This is a genomic window from Enterococcus sp., assembly GCF_032555305.1.
Classification (GTDB): Bacteria; Bacillota; Bacilli; order Lactobacillales; family Enterococcaceae; genus Enterococcus_A.
Genome location: NZ_JAWGOQ010000050.1, coordinates 1 through 19,579, shown reverse-complemented (window position 1 = coordinate 19,579; position 19,579 = coordinate 1). Strand labels below are relative to the sequence as shown.

Annotated in this window: 16 protein-coding genes; 2 read left to right on the top strand and 14 right to left on the bottom strand. The window is 40.8% G+C overall.

The window, feature by feature from the left end; all coding sequences use genetic code 11:
• Positions 1-514: 514 nt before the first annotated feature.
• From lysS to pth, 14 genes are all read right to left on the bottom strand, one after another.
• The gene (gene lysS / locus E6139_RS22195; protein WP_316405729.1) at positions 515-1,978 is read right to left on the bottom strand and encodes a lysine--tRNA ligase; all 1,464 of its coding nucleotides are present in this window, start codon (positions 1,976-1,978) and stop codon (positions 515-517) included.
• Positions 1,979-2,097: 119 nt separating this feature from the next.
• A complete protein-coding gene (gene dusB, locus E6139_RS22190; protein WP_316405728.1) occupies positions 2,098-3,096 on the bottom strand; it encodes a tRNA dihydrouridine synthase DusB in 999 nt (332 codons plus the stop codon).
• A gap of 11 nt (positions 3,097-3,107) precedes the next feature.
• Entirely contained in the window at positions 3,108-3,992 is an 885-nt protein-coding gene (hslO, locus tag E6139_RS22185; protein WP_316405726.1) for an Hsp33 family molecular chaperone HslO, read from the bottom strand.
• A gap of 134 nt (positions 3,993-4,126) precedes the next feature.
• Positions 4,127-4,429: a bacteriocin immunity protein gene (locus E6139_RS22180; protein WP_316405725.1), complete on the bottom strand. Its 303-nt coding sequence runs from the start codon at positions 4,427-4,429 to the stop codon at positions 4,127-4,129.
• Positions 4,430-4,482: 53 nt separating this feature from the next.
• Positions 4,483-5,001, bottom strand: coding sequence for an N-acetyltransferase (locus E6139_RS22175; protein WP_316405724.1), 519 nt, complete (start codon positions 4,999-5,001; stop codon positions 4,483-4,485).
• Positions 5,002-5,084: 83 nt separating this feature from the next.
• Positions 5,085-7,154 (bottom strand): ATP-dependent zinc metalloprotease FtsH, encoded by a 2,070-nt coding sequence (gene ftsH, locus E6139_RS22170; protein WP_316405723.1) that lies wholly within the window; start codon positions 7,152-7,154, stop codon positions 5,085-5,087.
• A 97-nt stretch (positions 7,155-7,251) separates the two neighbouring features.
• A complete protein-coding gene (gene hpt / locus E6139_RS22165; RefSeq protein WP_010741092.1) occupies positions 7,252-7,797 on the bottom strand; it encodes a hypoxanthine phosphoribosyltransferase in 546 nt (181 codons plus the stop codon).
• 13 nt (positions 7,798-7,810) lie between these two features.
• Positions 7,811-9,145 (bottom strand): tRNA lysidine(34) synthetase TilS, encoded by a 1,335-nt coding sequence (tilS, locus tag E6139_RS22160; protein WP_316405722.1) that lies wholly within the window; start codon positions 9,143-9,145, stop codon positions 7,811-7,813.
• 157 nt (positions 9,146-9,302) lie between these two features.
• Positions 9,303-9,758 carry a S1 domain-containing RNA-binding protein gene (locus tag E6139_RS22155; protein ID WP_316405721.1) on the bottom strand — a complete coding sequence of 152 codons (456 nt, stop codon included), beginning with the start codon at positions 9,756-9,758 and terminating at the stop codon, positions 9,303-9,305.
• Between the two features lie 55 nt (positions 9,759-9,813).
• Complete coding sequence (locus E6139_RS22150) at positions 9,814-10,248, bottom strand: septum formation initiator family protein (protein WP_316405720.1); 435 nt, start codon at positions 10,246-10,248, stop codon at positions 9,814-9,816.
• A 74-nt stretch (positions 10,249-10,322) separates the two neighbouring features.
• Entirely contained in the window at positions 10,323-10,592 is a 270-nt protein-coding gene (locus tag E6139_RS22145; RefSeq protein WP_316405719.1) for an RNA-binding S4 domain-containing protein, read from the bottom strand.
• A gap of 3 nt (positions 10,593-10,595) precedes the next feature.
• A complete protein-coding gene (locus tag E6139_RS22140; RefSeq protein WP_316405727.1) occupies positions 10,596-12,158 on the bottom strand; it encodes a polysaccharide biosynthesis protein in 1,563 nt (520 codons plus the stop codon).
• Between the two features lie 39 nt (positions 12,159-12,197).
• Positions 12,198-15,710, bottom strand: a complete 3,513-nt coding sequence (mfd, locus tag E6139_RS22135; RefSeq protein ID WP_316405718.1) for a transcription-repair coupling factor — start codon at positions 15,708-15,710, stop codon at positions 12,198-12,200.
• A gap of 226 nt (positions 15,711-15,936) precedes the next feature.
• Positions 15,937-16,494 (bottom strand): aminoacyl-tRNA hydrolase, encoded by a 558-nt coding sequence (gene pth / locus E6139_RS22130; protein WP_316405717.1) that lies wholly within the window; start codon positions 16,492-16,494, stop codon positions 15,937-15,939.
• Between the two features lie 359 nt (positions 16,495-16,853).
• On the opposite strand from pth, the gene E6139_RS22125 reads away from it, so the two are divergent.
• Positions 16,854-17,834: an L-lactate dehydrogenase gene (locus E6139_RS22125; protein ID WP_316405716.1), complete on the top strand. Its 981-nt coding sequence runs from the start codon at positions 16,854-16,856 to the stop codon at positions 17,832-17,834.
• 207 nt (positions 17,835-18,041) lie between these two features.
• Positions 18,042-19,448: a L,D-transpeptidase family protein gene (locus tag E6139_RS22120; RefSeq protein ID WP_316405715.1), complete on the top strand. Its 1,407-nt coding sequence runs from the start codon at positions 18,042-18,044 to the stop codon at positions 19,446-19,448.
• Positions 19,449-19,579: the final 131 nt, after the last annotated feature.

Here is a 19,579-nt window from a genome sequence, read left to right as displayed (position 1 = left end):
TGCTTCTATATAATAGAAGCGCCCTACACATTTGGTTTGTTTTATTCGTTCAGTTTTCAAAGGTCTACATTGTTTGTCGCGTTGTTTCAGCAACTTTTAAATCATAACAGATTGCCGTTTTGATGTCAACAACTTTTTTGAAGTTTTTTTCGAAGAAGTTGTCGCCATCGCTTTATGCGACTTTGATAGAATAACTGAAAACCAGTTATCTGTCAATAACAATTTTTAATTTTTTTTGAGCGACACTCGCTCGCTTTGGAACATTACATAATATACCAACATAATCTTCTTCGGTCAATCAAAAATATTGAGTTTTTCGAACTTTTTTTCATAGCCTACCAATGTTCGTTGGTAGATGTGTAAATGTTCGCAAATAACATGAAAGCTGTATGAAAATCGCCTTTTCATTAAAATTTGGATCGTAATTTCTATTTGAAAGATGACATCATTTTCTAATAATCCTTTTGCAGTAACAAAAAAAGACGCTCAGCTAAACTGAACGTCTAAAAATATTTTAACGCATCGTTGGGAATAGCAAAACATCACGAATTGACTGAACATCTGTCAACAACATGACAAGCCGATCAATTCCTATACCTAACCCGCCAGTTGGCGGCATACCATATTCTAATGCTTCCAAGAAATCTTCGTCCACACCATGTGCTTCGTCATTACCTTGTTCACGTTCTTTTTCTTGTGCTTCGAAACGTTGACGTTGATCAATCGGGTCATTTAACTCAGTAAAGGCATTCGCAAATTCGCGTCCGACAATAAATAGTTCAAAACGATCAGTAAAACGTCCATCATCAGCATTTTTCTTCGCAAGTGGAGAAACTTCTACTGGGTGACCATAAACAAAAGTTGGTTGTTCTAACGTTTCTTCAACAAAGGTCTCAAAGAATTCATTGATAATATGACCAACTTCCATATTGTCATTGATCTCAACATTATTTTCTTTTGCTAATGTGCGAGCTTCATCAATCGTCATTTCAGGCCAGAAATCAACACCTGTTTGCTCTTTGATCGCATCTACCATATGAATACGTTTGAATTCAGAACCGAGATCAATGGATTGTCCATCGTAGGAAAGTGTTGTTTCACCAAGTACATTTTCAGCAACATCCCGAATGATTCCTTCTGTCAAATTCATCACGTCTAAATAATCATGATAAGCAGTATATACTTCCATCATCGTAAATTCTGGATTGTGAGTTGTATCAATCCCTTCATTACGGAAAACACGACCGATCTCATAAACTTTTTCCATTCCGCCAACAATTAACCGTTTCAAATGCAGTTCAAGAGCAATCCGTAAATAAAGATCTATATCTAATGCATTATGATGCGTGATGAATGGGCGTGCAGTCGCCCCCCCTGCTTCATTATGCAATACAGGCGTTTCTACTTCGGTATAGCCTAATCCATCCAAGTAACGACGGATTTGACTGATTATTTGACTGCGCTTAGTAAAGCGATCAAAGCTTTCTCGATTGCTGATTAAGTCTAAATAGCGTTGACGGTAGCGTTGTTCTACATTCGTCAAACCATGATATTTTTCGGGCAAAGGGCGTAATGCTTTCGAGAGCAGCGTAATTTCTTTCGCCTTAATCGAAACTTCACCCATATCTGTCTTCATGACCTCACCGGTTACACCGAAGAAATCACCTAAATCGCCTTTTTTGAAGATCGCATAAGGTTCTTCACCGACTTCGTCTTTACGAACATAGATTTGAATCTGTCCTTCACGATCCTGCAGATGCGCAAAACCCACTTTTCCTTTTCCACGTTTGGTCATCATACGCCCAGCTACACTTGCTGTCAGTTGCTTTTCTACAAGCTCTTCTTTTGTATTAGCATCATATGTTTCGTGTAATTCTTTTGAATTTGTCGTACGTTCAAAACGCGCGCCGAATGGATCAATACCCTCTTCACGAAGGTTTTCCATTTTTTCGCGGCGGACACGCATCTGATCGTTCATTTCTGTCAAATTAGTTTGTTCCTCAGTCACGAATGTTCCTCCTCTTATGTAATTACTCTTACTTATAATGCCAATGAATAGACAAAAAATCAAGCCGAATTCCTTATTCGGCTTGAAGTTTAGCTAATTTTCGCTTTTACTTCGGTCTTTTCAACAAGAGCATCAAGTAAATCTAGAATAACTTGTTTTTCTTCTGTTTGGTTGATAGCTACTTTTGTTTTTGCTGAACGAGGAATGCCCTTAAGATAATAACTAGCATGTTGACGAAATTCACGACAAGCGATTTTTTCGCCTTTCAAATTGATCAACCGTTCTAAATGAAGCTTGGCTGTTTCAATTTTTTCTCTCGCACTCGGTTCAGGAATTAGCTCTCCCGTTTCTAAGTAATGCTGTGTCTGATGGATCATCCACGGATTTCCCAAGGCAGCTCGACCGATCATCACGGCATCAACACCTACTTCTTCAATCATTCGCTTAGCATCCTCGGGAGTTCGTACATCACCATTACCCATAAACGGAATCGTTAATTGATCCGCAACTTGTTTTAGGACATCCCAATTTGCTTGTCCTTCATACATCTGTACTCGTGTTCGACCGTGCATCGCGATTGCTGAAGCTCCTGCGCTTTGAGCAGCCAAAGCATTTTCAACAGCAAATACATGCTGTTCATCCCAACCAATGCGCATTTTGACGGTCACAGGAATATCTACAGCAGAAGAAACAGCATCAACCATTTCGTAAACTTTGTTTGGATCTAGGAGCCACTTCGCCCCGGCTTCCGCCTTGATAACTTTGTTCACTGGACATCCCATATTGATATCAATGATATCGGCTTCTGTATTCTCTTGTACAAATTGTGCAGCCTCCACTAATGAATCTTTGTTACCCCCAAAAATCTGAACACTTAACGGATGCTCACGTTCATCAATGTACAGCATCTCTAAAGTTTTTTTATTTCTAAAATGGATGCCTTGATCGCTGATCATCTCACAGACAACTAAACCGGCACCAAATTCTTTGACGGTCACTCGAAAAGCGGCATTAGTGATTCCGGCCATCGGAGCTACGACAATGCGATTAGGAACTTCCACGTCACCAATTTTCCATGTTCCATTCAATGGTTTCACCGTTATTCCCCCAAAATCTCTTGTTTCAATTCATAAAGGTCTGCTTCGCTGTACTCATATTTATTATTGCAAAAGGCGCAGACAGCTTCCGCTCCATGGTCTTGATCAATCAATTCTTGAATTTGCTCAGCGCCCAATGTAATGATTGCTGAAGCAAATTTTTCTTTTGAGCAATCACATTTAAATTGAACAGGCATCTTCTCTAAGAATTCCACGTCGTCCGTTGCTAATAAGTTTTGCAAAATTTCTTCAGGTGTTTGCCCCTCATCTAACAAAGTCGAAATACGTGCAGTTTCTTTCAAACGAGCCTCGATTTGATCAATAATTTCATCGCTAGCCCCCGGCATGATTTGGATCATAAAACCGCCAGCTGTTTTAATAGAATCATCTGTATCAACCAAGACTGAGACCCCGACTGCGGATGGAATTTGTTCAGAAACTGCTAAATAATAAGTAAAATCTTCACCAATCTCTCCTGAGACGATCGGTGTTTGACCTGAAAATGGTTCCTTCAAGCCTAAATCTTTGATGACAGTGAACATTCCTTCTGTCCCAACTGCTCCTCGTACATCAATTTTGCCGATTTCGTTCAAAGATAGACTGATATGGGGATTTTTAATATAACCTTTTACTTCGCCTTTACCGTTGCTGTCAACAACGATTGCGCCAGCTGGTCCATTCCCTTCAATCTTCACAGTCATTTTATCATCGCCTTTTAGGGTGGCTCCTAACATCAATGCTCCGATCATTGTCCGTCCTAAAGCTGCAGAAGACGTATTCCATGTATCATGACGGCGTTGCGCCTCAGCAATCGTTTCAGTCGCGTTGACTGCGTACGCCCGAACAAAACCTTCGTAGGCTAATGCTTTAACTAAATAGTCACTCATCTATTTGCTCCTTCGTATTCTAATGGATTTATCCATTTGTTTTCACTCGTGATTGCATCATACTAGGTGTTTCGATTTTTTTCAACTTCTCCGTATGAGCTTAAGAAAAAAACAGACGAACTTTCGCCTGTTCTTTAAAACCACATCGGCAATAAAATAGCCGTCATTGCTGTTGCATCATATTTGACTGCTTCACTCTTCAACTGATTGTGGAGCTCCCCCAGCGCCTTAGGAAAGTCATGTTGGTGTGAAACAGCATATAATGCGATACCTTTACAAATTTTAGTGGCAACTAATCCGCGATTTTCCGTCTTCTCCAATAACTGCGCATTCTCCAACAAAAGTTTTTGAATCTCTGGACGTTGTTTGACCTCAGCGTCTCCATAGGCTTGACTGATGTGATCCATCATTTGTTTCACTTTTTCGTTTCGTTCCATCTTTTCCAACCCCTATCGACATCATTTTATTCCTACTTAATATCTATGCCAAATCATAAGAGGTACTTTCTCATAATCAAATCAGTCTGTTTGTCCGTTCCAACATAAAAATCGTGACTCCCAACTTGCTTGAAGCCAAAGCTCTGATAAAATTGCAGGGCATTTTGGTTTTCTTCCCATACACCTAACCAAATATGTTCACGCTTTTCTCTAACCGCAAGATTGAAGGCAAAATCTAATAACTGTCGTCCTAAACCACGTCTTTTAAACGCTTTGCGAATATAGATTCGTTCGATCTCTACCCCGTTCTTTCCGGATATTTCTGTTTGCGCCTTATTCGTATTCAATTTTAGATACCCAGCTAGTTGATATCCCTGATATATAAAGAAGAAACGTGAATCTGGATTCGTGAGTTCACTTTCCAATTTATCTAAAGCGTACGCCTCTCTCAAGTAAGTCTCTAGATCAGTCGGATCGTTTTTCGTTGCAAACGTATCACGAAAAGTCTCTATACTGATCTTTTGCAATTCAACTAAATCATTAAGATCACATCTTCGTATGTTTTCCGCCAAAGCTCATCCTCCTTATTCGTGTCTTAAAACCGATATTCCTTAAAAATAAACAGACGGCATGTCCGAAGACATGCCGTTTAAGTTTATTCTTGATTATCGTTTGTATGGTCTGGTTCGATCTTATCATCTGAACCTTGGTGCTCAGGTGACTTATCTTCTGCTTGTTTTTCAGCATCTTTTTCTTCCAAAGCACGTTTTGCTTCTTCGAATGTTTGAGCTTGCGCTTTTTCACTTGGATAAAGGCTGTCAGAACCTGCAGGCATTTCACCTGTTTCAAACAATGATTTGATTGCTTTGGCATCCAATGTTTCAAATTCCAATAATTTCTCTGCAATCAATTTGTGTTGTTCACGGTGAGTCTCAATGATCTCACGAGCTTTCTCGTGTGCTGCCATCAAGATGTTGCGAACCTCTTCATCAATCTCAAAAGCAACTTGCTCAGAGTAAGCTTTTGTTTGACCATAGTCACGACCAACAAAGACTTGGTGATTTCCTTCATATTGAACCGGACCAAGTTTCTCACTCATTCCGTATTCAGTTACCATGCTTCGAGCTAAACCAGTCGCTTGTTCGAAGTCATTGGAAGCTCCTGTTGTTTGAGCGTTAAAGACGATTTCTTCTGCTGTACGTCCGCCAAGCAAACCAACGATTTGTTCAAACATATCATCTTTCGACATCAACATTTGATCTTCTTTTGGTAAGGCGATCATGTACCCGCCAGCGCGTCCACGAGGGATAATTGTTACTTTATGCACGACACGAGCACGGTTCAAGACCATTCCGATGATGGTATGACCAGCTTCATGGTAAGCAACCATTTCACGTTCACGTTTGCTGATAACGCGGTCTTTCTTCGCAGGTCCCGCGATAACGCGATCTTCTGCTTCATCCACGTCTGAAGCATCAATTTTCTTCTTGTTACGACGAGCAGCAACTAAAGCAGCTTCGTTTAAGACATTTTCTAAATCAGCACCGGCAAAGCCTGGTGTTTGTTGAGCAACAACCTTCAAATCAACATCGTCTGCCAACGGTTTGTTACGAGAATGCACTCGTAAAATCGCTTCACGTCCTTTAACGTCAGGACGACCAACTAAGATTTGACGGTCAAAACGACCGGGACGTAATAACGCTGGGTCTAATACGTCTGAACGGTTTGTTGCAGCGATGACGATTACGCCTTCGTTACCATCAAATCCATCCATTTCAACGAGCAATTGGTTCAAGGTTTGTTCACGTTCATCGTGACCGCCGCCCATACCAGCACCCCGTTGACGACCAACAGCATCAATTTCATCGATGAAGATGATCGCTGGCGCATTTTTCTTGGCTGTTTCGAATAAGTCACGAACACGTGATGCACCGACCCCTACGAACATTTCCACGAAATCTGAACCTGAGATTGAGTAAAATGGTACCCCTGCTTCACCGGCTACGGCTTTAGCAAGTAATGTTTTACCAGTTCCGGGAGGTCCCTCTAGTAAAACACCAGCTGGAATCCGGGCACCTAATTCGACGAAACGACGTGGATCTTTTAAGAATTCCACGACTTCGACCAATTCTTGTTTTTCTTCTTCTGCTCCGGCTACGTCAGAGAAACGAACCCGGTTCGCTTTTTTATCGGCTTCTTTGGCTTTTGATTTACCAAAGTTCATGACACGACCATTGCCGCCACCGCCGCCGCCTTGTTGACCAAGCATCATGTAGAAGAAGAAAATCATAATCAAAATTGGTAAAAAGCTTACTAATAAAGTAACCCACATACCGCTACTTGATTCTTCTTCGATCGTGGTCTTGACCTTGTTTTCTTTAGCTAAGTCATTGACCTGACTCAAGGTTGAATCATTTGGCAAAACGATCGTTGAGAAATGAGTCGTTTTCGATTCAGTTCCTCCGCCGATAATGCTCAAACCGCCGGAATTAGCAACTTCTTGCTTATCCTTGTATTCACCAGTGATCTTGTATACTCCACCGGCAGGCTGGATTTTAAGATTTTTAATTTTGCCTTCTTGCATCTGTTCAGTAAAAGTTGAATACTCGATATCTGGCGAAGCTGATTTGTTATCTCCGAAAAGGAAATAAACAACCATGACCATCGCCAAGATGACGAGAATATAATAGAGAGCATTTTTGACTCCCTTATTGTTTTTGTTCATCTGCGTCCTCCTCGCGCTTGTTAGCTGATTAGCTTGTTAAAAAAAGTTTTATCAATTTTGACCTTTTAAGTATATCATACTGTGATTTTTTCGGTCACTAATTTGATTGATAAATTTTTGGCTTTAATACACCTACATATGGCAGGTTGCGATACGCTTCTGCATAGTCTAGTCCATAACCGACCACGAACTCATTTGGTACATCAAAACCAACATAATCAGCATGGATATCCACCACGCGTCCTTCTGGTTTGTCCAACAATGTGACGATTTTCACTGATTTTGCTTTACGGTATTTGAACAAATCGACTAAATATCCCAGTGTTCGACCACTATCGATGATATCTTCAACAATCAGCAAATCTCGACCCTCAACATTTGTATCTAAATCCTTGATGATTTTTACCTCACCAGAGGAAACGGTTTGATTACCGTAACTTGAAACATCCATAAAATCCAATTCTAAATGGGTATCGATTTCACGAACGATATCAGCCATAAAAGGAACAGCTCCTTTTAAAATACCAACCACCAAAGGATTTTTATCGGTATAATCTGCTGTTAACTGTGCACCTAATTCAACACAGCGTTTTTGAATATCTTCTCTAGTAATCAATACTTTTTCAATGTCTTTTGCTAGCATCTATAAACTCCTTTCATTTCGCTACTTGAAGCGTATAGTCAAGTATGTAGTGTATTCTATCAGTTTCAGTTGTAATACTCAAATGGGAATTAACAAAAGGTAAGAGCGCTACGATTTCACCTGCAGAATCTTCCACCACCCACGCTTGCTCCCTTTCGTCAGACGGAATTTTTTTATCTATAAAATAACGACTGACTCGTTTTTTCAACGTATTGGTCAACTGAATTCGATCGCCTGCCTGGCGACGTCTAATTATTAACGGAAGTTTAACAGTAAGTGGTAATGGTACTTGATACATACCCTTTTCTGCAGAAGCCGTATTTTTTCTCAAAGCGATCACTGAACCATCTGACAAGGAATATCGTTCGTTTTCTTCCAAACGAAAAGACTCCTGATCAACTGTTGTTTTCCTTTCTAAATAAAACTGTTGGTAGCGTCGTACAAATTGCCAGTCATCACTAATGTCCATGATCCATTGGCTGACAGGACGCTGCATTTGGTCTACCAGTGAAAACAATTGCCGCTGCGAAATCCCCAGACTTATCCGTGTTGCTACTTGCTGAAAGAAGGCAGCGAGAAAATAATAACGAGCTCCTGTTTCAGCAGGCAAGCTTTCAGCAGGAAAAGACCAGCGTTGTCCATCAAAATCGATATTTCTTAAATTTTCTTTTAGCGCTTGGTTAATCAACTGATTTGCCCAAACTAGCTGTTGATGAAACTGCTGAGCATGCTCTAAAACTTGCGAATTTTCTTTTTTTAATTCTGGTACAACATTTTGGCGAATTCGATTGCGGAAATAGTCTTGTGAAGTATTCGTACTATCCTCAAAATAGGTCAGCTGCTGCTCCTTCGCATACTCATAGATCATATCTTTTGAAAAAGGCAGTAATGGACGCAGCAGAATCCCATCACCAAACTTTTGCTGGCGAACAATTCCACTATGCCCTGTAAACGATCCGCCACGTGTCAACCGCATCAAGAGTGTCTCCAATTGATCATCACCATGATGAGCCGTTAGAATAAAATCATACTTTTCCTGATCCATGATTTTCTTGAAAAAAGCGTAGCGCACACGCCGAGCTTCCGCCTCAACATTCCTTTCCACGGGATGTTGCCAAACCTTTAAATAGAAAGGCAATTTGTGTTCTTCACAATAGTTATGTAAAAAATCCGCTTCTACTTTAGACTCAGGTCGTAATTGATGATCCACATGAGCTACTCCGATATTTGCCCCATGTTGTTCCAGTAGATGCAGAAGAGCCATCGAATCAACCCCCATAGATACCGCTACTAATATTTTTTTATTCGTAGTTAATTCAGGATTTTCTCGAAAAAAAACTTGCTCCATGTTAAACTCCTTGGTCGTATAAATGGATTCATTTTTTTTATTGTGTATCTTCCAAGTATACTTTTTGATTATTAATTCAATATGAACTTATTTGCTTCAATTCATAAACTGCCATAAAAAAAGCTGAAATCCTAAACGAATTTCAGCTTCTTTATTTTTAACTGCGACGGCCGCCACGGCCTCCGCGTTTTCCTTCGGTATTGCGTTTGATCGATGACAAGCGATCATCGCTATCCTTTAAAAAGGAACTCATCAATGAATCGAAGTCTTGTTTGCCGCTATTTTGTTGAGGTTTGCCTTTAGCCGCTGGTCTTGGACGATTGTTGTCTCGATTGTCACGAAACTCTCGTTTAAAAGGTTTCTTTTCTGGTTGTGGTTGATCTTGGGCCTTACGGATTGAAAGACCAACTTTGCCGTCGTCTCCGACTGAAGTTACTTTCACGGTTACTTCGTCACCGACAGTCAGTACATCATGAATGTCTTTGACGAAACCATTTGAGATTTCACTGATATGGACTAAACCTGTTTTACCCTCTCCCAAGTCGATAAAGGCACCGAAATTGGTGATCCCTGATACTTTTCCTTGCAGCTTAGCTCCTACTTCGATTGACATAAAAAAAATGTTCCTCCTAATTTTTTTCCTAATTATTTTAAATCTGCGACTGAATTTATTCAGCAGTTTCGGATTTCACAACTTCATCAGCAGATTGTTTGTCCTTACTAGACGCTTTTGCTGAATCTGGTAATACAAAAATCAATTCACCATCTTTTGAATAATAGAAACGACTACGGGCTAATTTTGCCACATAGTTATCATCTTTCAACAATTCAACATCTTGCTTCAAGCCATCAACCCGATCATCTACCTTAGCAGATTCCGCGATCGTCTTAACTTTGATATCCTTTAGTTCGCTTAAATGACGTTGTTCGTTGAAGATTTGAACCCCCATGACAATAGCGGCAAAAGCGGCAACCGCAAATAGTGCTGCCAAACGACGACGTTTAAAAATTAATTGACGATGCTGCTTTTGAAACTTTTGATATTGCTCTTTTGCATACGGCGTATCTAACGAAGCAATTTTTTGCGTCTCGTTTTCATTCATTCCTGCTCGCTCCTTACCATGAAATTCTTTACTATTATATCAATTCAGGATATAATTGTCTATTTGAATTATCCTTAATTCCCGTTATTTTCCACTCGCGTCTCACTAATAATCCGATACATTTTGGCTGCATCCTCTTTTTTCGTTGACTCATGCAGCTCTTCTATCGCGACCTCTAGGACTTTGTTTCCGAATTGGATACGCAATGAATCACCGATTTTTACATCCGTTGAAGATTTTGCTAATTTTCCATTAACTTGGATCCGCCCTTTGTCAGCTACTTCCTTCGCTACCGTTCGACGCTTAATGATCCGTGATATTTTTAAAAACTTATCTAATCGCATGAATTATCCTCTTTTCCAATTTATTCTCAATAGTTTACTACCAAATGGTAACATCAACCATTCGCGAATCGTTAATAACCGCAGCTGAATGGCTAGGATCAAAAAAGTACTCCCACCGATCACTACACCAAAAACAGCTGCTATTAAAGCAAAGCTTCTTTTTTGAACTAGTCCAAAAACAAGACTGATACCGCCATAATAACATAAGAGCACCACTACCATACCAAACAAACAAATAGCTAGGTTGCGCATAAAATGACGCTGCCGACCATAGGCTCTTGTCTCATGATCACTCGCCAAATGCAGGATAAACAGAGACACTGCCAATCCAAGCAACGTCGAAAGACTGGCTCCAATCGTTCCAAACTGTTTAGTCAAGCCGCCAGTAATTACTACTTTCAGCAATAACCCCACTCCCGCCGCTTGCAATGAACTGCGATATTCATTTTGGCTTTGGGCAATACTTTGGTATGCCTGCACCATCGCCATCAAAAAGATCGCAAAGACAAACAGAACCAATGTACCGTTGCCTTGGTAATCTTTAAATAGCGCATAATTCACATATGGCAATAACATGGCTAAGCCGATCGAAGCTGCTGCACCAATAGCACAGGTCAGTCGCAGGAAAATCTGACTCGTCTTGACAAACATTCCTCGATCTTGATTAACTAGATAACGTGTCAATAGTGGTAAGAAGCTTGAGCTCAAGGCTAATGCTACGACTAACCCAAGTTGGACCAACGGCTGTCCCCGGTCGTATACCCCTTTTGCCAACTTTGCTCCATGCTCACTCAAACCAAAATCCACTAAAGCCTTTTTGACAGTAAAGGAATCGATCAATTGAAATAAAATCAATAGACCACTGTAAATTGTCATCAGTCCGCCTTCAAGCACTAATCGCTTTCCTAATACTGCCATTTTCGCACCAAAGATTGGAACCTGACTTACAAGACTCGTACCAAAAACCTTCCGACGATAGTACCATAACACTAGGACCGCTACGATTCCGCCAACTAAAGCACCTGACATTGCTACAGTTCCTGTATGGTAAACATCCCAACCGAATTGCTTGAACGACCAAGCTGCGATCAGGATCACTCCGACACGAATCAGTTGCTCCACCACTTGCGAAACAGCGGTCGGCACCATCAACAGCTTTCCTTGAAACTCTCCACGGGTGATCGAAAGAAACGGCACAATGACAAAGGTAAAGGAAACTACCCGAATTAATGGAGCCAACTTTCCATCCCCCATCCAATCCGCTAAGGGTTGTGCCGAAAAGAAACATAACGCCCACAATATTAAGCCGAAACCACCGATCAAAGGAAAAAGCTCTTCCAACGCTCGGCGTTGTTCCAGTGGTTCTTTTTTTTCTGCTACATATTTTGAAATAAACTGCGGTAAGCCAGATAAAGCCAAAGTCATGGCGATCCCATAGATCGGATAGACCTGTTGATACACATAAAAGCCTTCATCGCCAGCGAGATTTTGATATGGCACTCTGTAGATAGCACTCAACAGCTTCGCTATGAATGATGCTGCAGTCAAGACGAAGGCACCTTGCATCATGACTCGCATTTCCTTATTCGCCAGTGCCTCCACCACCTATTCTTTGTATTTTTGTTCCCGTAGTGCGCGAACAAACTTGCTGATTTCTCGTATCCAAATAGCCTCATCCATATTATTTGCGATCGTCAATTTGATGACCATTTGATCTTTCTCAACACCTAAAGTTGCTTTCATCTTCGTGGCGCTTAATGCTTCAAAAAGCTGTTCGACCTGATAGGCTTTTGTTCCAACTTTGCTTAAAGAAAAGATGATTTGCTGCTGGCGTTTTTGGATACTCTCAACAAGGGCACGATCGCCATCCATCTTGATTTGTCCGACGTTCAGCAAGTTTGCTACTTCGTCAGGATAGTCGCCAAAGCGGTCTACTAAATCTGCTTCTACCTCATCCAGCATCTCAGTACTTTCCAGCTCGCGAATCCGTTTATAGATTTCAATTTTTTGTCGTTCGTCTTCAATGTATGTTCCAGGGATATAGGCATCAATCCCTAAATTGATCTCAACAGAAGTTCGTTCGACCTGAGTATTTTTCCCTTGCTTGCGATCAACAGCTTCAGACAACATTTGGGAATACATATCAAAACCAACTGCATCGATAAAGCCGTGTTGCTGAGCCCCCAATAGATTACCGGCACCACGTATCGATAAATCCCGCATTGCAATCTTGAAGCCAGAGCCTAACTCAGTAAAATCTTTGATCGCCTGCAGACGCTTTTCGCTGACTTCGTTCAAGATTTTTTGCGGCTCATACATGAAATAGGCATACGCAATCCGACTGCTGCGTCCCACTCGGCCACGTAATTGATACAGTGTCGATAAACCCATATAATCAGCATTTTCAACAAATAAGGTATTCACATTCGGAATATCCACACCTGTTTCGATGATCGTCGTTGTCACTAAAATATCGTATTGACCGTCGATAAAGTCCATTAAGGTGTTTTCTAATTGAACTTCCGTCATCTGACCATGAGCAAAACCGATCTTGGCATCAGGAACTAACATTTGCAGTTCTTCCACTTTTCGTTCGATCGTTTCTACTCGATTGTACAGATAGAAGGCTTGACCCCCTCGAGCCATCTCACGTTCAATGGCTTCACGGATTGCTCCCGGGTTGGTTTCCATCACATAGGTTTGGATCGGATAACGATTTTCCGGCGGTGTTTCGATTACGGAAAGATCACGAACACCCAGCATCGACATGTGCAATGTTCGAGGGATTGGCGTCGCTGTTAAAGTCAGTACATCAACTTGAGAGCGCAGTTGTTTTAGACGTTCCTTGTGCTTCACCCCAAACCGTTGTTCTTCGTCAATAACCAACAATCCTAAATCTGCAAATTGTAAATCTTGTGACAAGAGCCGATGAGTCCCCACAACGATATCGACCTGTCCTGTACGGATCTGTTCGATCGTTTCATTCTGCTGCTTCTTAGTACGGAAGCGGCTCAGCATCGCCACATTGACCGGGAAATTTTCGAAACGCTCGGTCATCGTATCAAAATGCTGCTGCGCCAAAATCGTCGTCGGCACAAGAAAGGCTACTTGCTTGTTTTCCTTGATTGCCTTAAAGGCGGCCCTTAAGGCTACTTCAGTTTTACCGAAACCAACATCTCCGACTAGCAAGCGATCCATCGGCCGATTTTTTTCCATATCGTGTTTGATTTCAGCGGTACTCCGCAGCTGATCATCCGTCTCACTATAGGGAAAAGCATCTTCAAATTCTTTTTGATACTCATCATCAGGGCCAAAGGCATACCCGCGTTCGGCTTCTCGTTTTGCGTACAGCTCGATCAGATCATCCGCGATGTCCTCGATTTTCTTCGAAACCTTGCTCTTGGTCTTGGTCCATTCGCTGCCGCCTAATTTATTGATTTTCGGTGGTTTTGCTTCGGAAGAAACATATTTTTGAATCAAGTTTAATTGTGTGACTGGAATGAACAGCTTGTCATCTTTTTGGTACAAAATCGACATATAGTCTTGATGGACACCATCGATCTCGATTGTTTCCATGCCGACATATTTCCCGATCCCATGATTGGCATGCACCACATAATCGCCGGTTTTTAATTCATTATAACTCTTTAAACGTTCCGCATTTGAAATCGTTTGTCTGCGAGCACGTTTTTTTGTAACTTTTTGGAAAATTTCTCGTTCCGTCACAACCACTAATTTATCTTGCGGCAATTCAAAGCCATTTGTTAGGTTCCCGGTAACAATTTGGGTTTGCCCTACCAGTAGTTGATCAGGCGTTGTTTGGGCCGCTTTTATCTCAACATCGTGGAATTCCTGAGTAAGCTTTTCTTGTCGTTCTTGATCAGATACGAGGAACAAAACCGTTTGACCTTGTTTTTGCCAGCGATCGACTTCGGTTTTTAATAGAGGCATTTGACCGAAAAATTGCTGCATCGAACGGTATTGGAAATTATGGATCGCTTCAAAGCGCAAATTTCCCATCCCTTTTTGAAATAGCGAAAAGAAGCTGGTAACAAGTTTGCTTTTTTTGACCAGATCTTGAGCGTTTTGACCAAAACTTTGCTCAGAAAACACCCGCAATTCTTCGATTTTTTGTGTATGCCATTCAGCTTCTTCCCGATCCATTTCCCGCTGTGTTTCCATCATGCGGGGATAATCATCAACGAATAGCAGTGCATCCTTGGCAAAATGATCTATCAATGAAATTTTTTCTTCATATAATAGATCTGTATAATACTTGGCCTGCTCTGTCGGGATACCATCCTCCCAAGAGGCAATCAATTGACCAAAATAGTCGTTCAGAAAGTTGTAGTCTTCTTTTTCTTTCGTAACTGCCAGCCGATTTTGCAGAAGCTGATTTACTTTCAACGCACCTTGCTTCAAATCCTCTGCAGAAAAAACCAAGTCTGTGGTTGGTGTAATCCAGACCTCATTTAGATTTTCGACAGAGCGCTGTGTTTCTGGTTCGAAATAGCGTAAAGAGTCAATTTCTACATCAAACAACTCTACTCGAACCGGATACTCCGTCGTTAATGGATAAATATCAACGATGCTTCCTCGCATACTGAATTCACCAGGTTTACCCACCATCGTTTGTCGTTCATACCCCATCAAGACTAATCGTTGGGCTAAGTTCTCCAGATCAATTTCACTGCCGATTTTCCAGTGTAACTGATTCGCCTGCCACGTTTCAGGAGTTGGTAAATATTTGCGTAGCGCTGCCGCTGGAACGACGTATAATCCGTTCTCTCCTTGAGACAATGCTTGTAAAGTAGACACACGTTCTGCCCGTGCTTCTGGTGAAGCAAAGGCCATTTCAGCTGAAAGAACTTCATCTACCGGAAATAGATGGACATCCTCGATGATCTGCCGCAATTCTTCAGCCAATTGATTACTGTAGTAGAGGTTAGGTACAACTACCACAGTCTGCTTTTGGCTCGCCTGATGAGTTGCCGCCATCACCAGCGCTTTTGCTGAACCGGATAGACCGATCAATAATTGCCGCTTCGCCTTTTTTTCTAAATTTGCCTGCCACTCTTTCACTAGCGGCAGTTGATTCATAAACTCAATCAAATCCATTTTTCTTGCTCCTTATTCATACTATGGTAATTACTTTTCCCTACAGAAAAAATATTGTTAATCTTTCATCGTATATCGTTCCTTTAAACAATGATTCTGCTTGATATTTTCATACTATCTCACAAAAAATCACACACATACTTTTTAGGTAATGAAGCGAAAGTATCAAAGGAACGATAATTCTTCATTGTTTCTTTTTAGCTAATTGAGTCAAAAATGAACGACACTAGTTGAACTGATTCATTGTTTTCAGAAAATCGTTTCCTGTCACAAAGTCATTCACTGCTTCAGCCGCTCTTACAACACTGTCCGAAATTGTCGCTGTTTCCTCTTTGCTGAAAGTACTCAGAACATGATTCACGACTGTTTTTCCATTCGGACGACCGATCCCGATTTTGATCCGATTGAATTCTTGTGTACCGATATGAGAAATGATACTTTTCAAACCGTTGTGCCCCCCAGCACTGCCTTTTTGTCGTAAGCGTAATTTCCCAAGTTCCATGTCCAAGTCATCAGCGATCACAACCAATTCCTCTAAGTAAACACCAAAGTACGTCATCAATGGACCAACAGCTCGACCAGATTCATTCATAAAAGTCATGGGCTTTACCAACAGGATTTTCTCGCCGTCAATGAAATAATCTGCTACTTCTGCTTCGAAAGTATTCCTTTTGAATACTGCTCCATGCTCCTTCGCCAAATGATCAACCACCATAAAGCCGACATTGTGTTTTGTATTTTCATATTTCTTCCCTGGATTTCCCAGACCTACAATCATTTTCATACTTTTTTTCGCCTCGTTTTTAATTATCTATCGTTTCTCTTTCAACGAAAGTTCTTCGTTGTTCATATGCATGACAAAATGCTGGATAGTCAAATGACTACCCAGTCCAAAATTTTCTTTATACAGTATAACACAAACTAACCTGTAGTGACCGTTTTCAGTGCTTTAAGTCTCTCATAAGTTTCTGTTATTTTTGAAAAAAGTTAATACTACCAGCTTCTTGAGCTATTCACACATGAAGCGTTTTCTTCTGAAACAGCTGAAATAACTGTATTATTAATGAGTAAAACACGTGACAAGTTTCATTAATTAGTGTTATCATTCCACTGGAAAACAAATATAAGAAGGGATTGGTACACATGACTGCAACAGCAGCTAGTAAAACCCATCAAAAAGTAATGTTAATTGGAGACGGCGCAGTAGGTTCAAGTTATGCCTTCGCTCTAGTCAATCAAAATATCGCTCAAGAAATCGGTATTATCGATATCGATACCAACCGCACACAAGGAGATGCGATCGACCTATCTCACGCATTAGCCTTCACATCACCTAAAAAAATCTATTCTGCCTCTTATGAAGACTGTCACGATGCTGACCTAGTTGTCATCACAGCCGGCGCTCCTCAAAAACCAGGCGAAACTCGTTTAGACCTAGTTGGTAAAAACTTGCGCATCAACAAGAGTATCGTAGAACAAGTCGTTGCATCTGGCTTCGATGGTATTTTCTTAGTTGCCGCGAACCCTGTAGATATCTTAACTTACTCTACATGGAAATTCTCTGGCTTCCCTAAAGAACGCGTTATTGGTTCTGGTACTTCTTTAGATACAGCACGCTTCCGTCAAGCAATCGCTGAATTAGTTGACGTAGATGCACGTAACGTCCATGCCTATATCTTAGGTGAACATGGTGACTCAGAATTCCCAGTTTGGTCACACGCTAACGTTGCCGGCCTACAAATTTATGAATGGGTTAAGGATAACCCAGAAGTTGATGAAGAAGCTTTAGTAAACTTATTCTTCGGTGTACGTGATGCTGCTTACGAAATTATCGAGAAAAAAGGTGCAACTTTCTATGGTATCGCCGTTGCCCTAGCTCGTATCACTCGTGCGATCCTAAATGATGAAAGTGCCGTATTCCCATTATCAGTTTACTTAGAAGGTCAATATGGACAAAATGATATTTACATTGGTGCGCCAGCCGTTATCAATGCTAAAGGAATCCAAAATATCATTGAAATCCCATTAAGTGATGCTGAAAAAGATCGTATGGATGCTTCTGCTTCACAACTTAAAGAAGTTATGGACAAAGCTTTTGCTGATCTTGAAGCTGAAGGAAAATAAAAAATTTTAAAACCGCAGAGAATATTATTATTCTTTGCGGTTTTTTTAATATTTGCTAACAATTGAAAACATATCGTTCGTATTTCAAGCATTCTGTGGTATATTTATACTCGGTATATCATTTAAAATCAGCGGCTATTATATAGATGAAAATGGTTGGATAATTGATAAAAACCAAATACATAAAAGCAATGAGGAGTTATTTCGATGACAAGAAATGAAAGAAGAAATTCTCGTAGCCGATCACGAATCGGTGTGATTGTTGTTTTAGGTTTATTGGTAGTTTTAGTTGGCGGCTATGCCGTTCGCAGTACATATTACGCCCAAAGGTTCCTGCCTAACACAGTAGTCAACGGGGTAAAAATCAGTAATTTGACGGTAAGCGAAGCAAATCGAAAAATTACACGCGAGTTGACCGACTCGCCTTTCCTAATCAAGATCGATGATAAGAACTGGAAAGAGATCAATCGCAAAGATTTAGGTTGGCAGAATGATTATTTATCTGGACTAAAAGAAATGCAGCAAAAACAAAATCCTTTTAGCTGGGGAATGCAGTTAGTCTCAGCAGCAGATACAAAAGATGTTGATGGCAATACGTTAGATGAAAGTAAACTAAATGCTGTCGGTGAGGCTGTAAGAGCAGAACTGACACAAACAAATACGAATCGGACAGCGACAGAAAATGCCAAAGTCACTCGAACCAATGACGGCTTTGAGATTACTCCTGAAAAACAAGGAAATACTATTGATGTCGATGCTGCTGTTACAGCTTTTAAAGATGCAGCAAAAAATGGCAAACATACGATTGATTTTAACAGTTACCTTTCCAAACCAACGATCACTAAAGACGATGCTGATTTGAAAAAGACGATGGATAAGATGAATGCTGTCGCAAAAATCAAAGCAAACTACAGCATCAATGGAGAAAACTTCCAAATTCCAACAGCCGATATCAACAGCTGGTTGATCGATGATAATGGAAAGATGTCTCTAGACCAGGAAAAAGTAACAGCTTACGTTACTAGTCTAGGTGAAAAATACAACACTAGCTCTAAACCAACGGAATTCAACAGTACCCGTCGCGGAAAAGTTTCTGTTCCATCCGGTACCTATAGCTGGACGATCAATACTTCTGCAGAAGTTGAAGCATTAACGAAACAAATCTTAGAAGGCAAAGACTTTACTCGTTCACCGGTTGTTACCGGCGCTACGACAGCAGACAAGCCTTTAGTAGATAAAACATATATTGAAGTAGATTTGCAGAATCAACATATGTGGTATTACAAAGACGGTAAGGTTGCTTTAGAAACAGATATCGTCAGTGGTAAACCAAGCTCTCCAACTCCAACTGGCGTTGATTACGTTTGGTCCAAAGAAACCAACAAGACCTTAAGAGGGAAAAACGATGATGGCTCTGATTATGCAAGCCCAGTGAAATATTGGATGCCGATTGATTGGACCGGCGTTGGCCTTCACGATTCTGATTGGCAGCCTGAATACGGCGGTGAGCTTTGGAAAACACGCGGGTCCCACGGTTGTGTAAATACACCACCAAGTGTCATGGCTCAATTATTCGATATGGTTGAAGTTGGTACACCAGTACTAGTCTTTTAACTAAATAAAAACCAGCGAAAGTTTCGCTGGTTTCAGACTGTAGACAAAGTCCATTTTATGGATGCTGTCTACAGTCTTTTCTTTTATAATAGATTTATGAAATCGAATACAAGGAGTGGTAGTTATGATGT

Bases quoted from the DNA above. Each gene is read 5' to 3' on its own strand.
- mfd (WP_316405718.1), bottom strand. From the start codon at position 15,710: ATGGATTTGATTGAGTTTATGAATCAACTGCCGCTAGTGAAAGAGTGG.
- E6139_RS22120 (WP_316405715.1), top strand. From the start codon at position 18,042: ATGACAAGAAATGAAAGAAGAAATTCTCGTAGCCGATCACGAATCGGT.
- lysS (WP_316405729.1), bottom strand. From the start codon at position 1,978: ATGAACGATCAGATGCGTGTCCGCCGCGAAAAAATGGAAAACCTTCGT.
- pth (WP_316405717.1), bottom strand. From the start codon at position 16,494: ATGAAAATGATTGTAGGTCTGGGAAATCCAGGGAAGAAATATGAAAAT.
- tilS (WP_316405722.1), bottom strand. From the start codon at position 9,145: ATGGAGCAAGTTTTTTTTCGAGAAAATCCTGAATTAACTACGAATAAA.
- E6139_RS22155 (WP_316405721.1), bottom strand. From the start codon at position 9,758: ATGTCAATCGAAGTAGGAGCTAAGCTGCAAGGAAAAGTATCAGGGATC.
- hpt (WP_010741092.1), bottom strand. From the start codon at position 7,797: ATGCTAGCAAAAGACATTGAAAAAGTATTGATTACTAGAGAAGATATT.
- E6139_RS22180 (WP_316405725.1), bottom strand. From the start codon at position 4,429: ATGGAACGAAACGAAAAAGTGAAACAAATGATGGATCACATCAGTCAA.
- E6139_RS22145 (WP_316405719.1), bottom strand. From the start codon at position 10,592: ATGCGATTAGATAAGTTTTTAAAAATATCACGGATCATTAAGCGTCGA.
- E6139_RS22125 (WP_316405716.1), top strand. From the start codon at position 16,854: ATGACTGCAACAGCAGCTAGTAAAACCCATCAAAAAGTAATGTTAATT.
- E6139_RS22150 (WP_316405720.1), bottom strand. From the start codon at position 10,248: ATGAATGAAAACGAGACGCAAAAAATTGCTTCGTTAGATACGCCGTAT.
- hslO (WP_316405726.1), bottom strand. From the start codon at position 3,992: ATGAGTGACTATTTAGTTAAAGCATTAGCCTACGAAGGTTTTGTTCGG.
- E6139_RS22140 (WP_316405727.1), bottom strand. From the start codon at position 12,158: ATGCAAGGTGCCTTCGTCTTGACTGCAGCATCATTCATAGCGAAGCTG.
- ftsH (WP_316405723.1), bottom strand. From the start codon at position 7,154: ATGAACAAAAACAATAAGGGAGTCAAAAATGCTCTCTATTATATTCTC.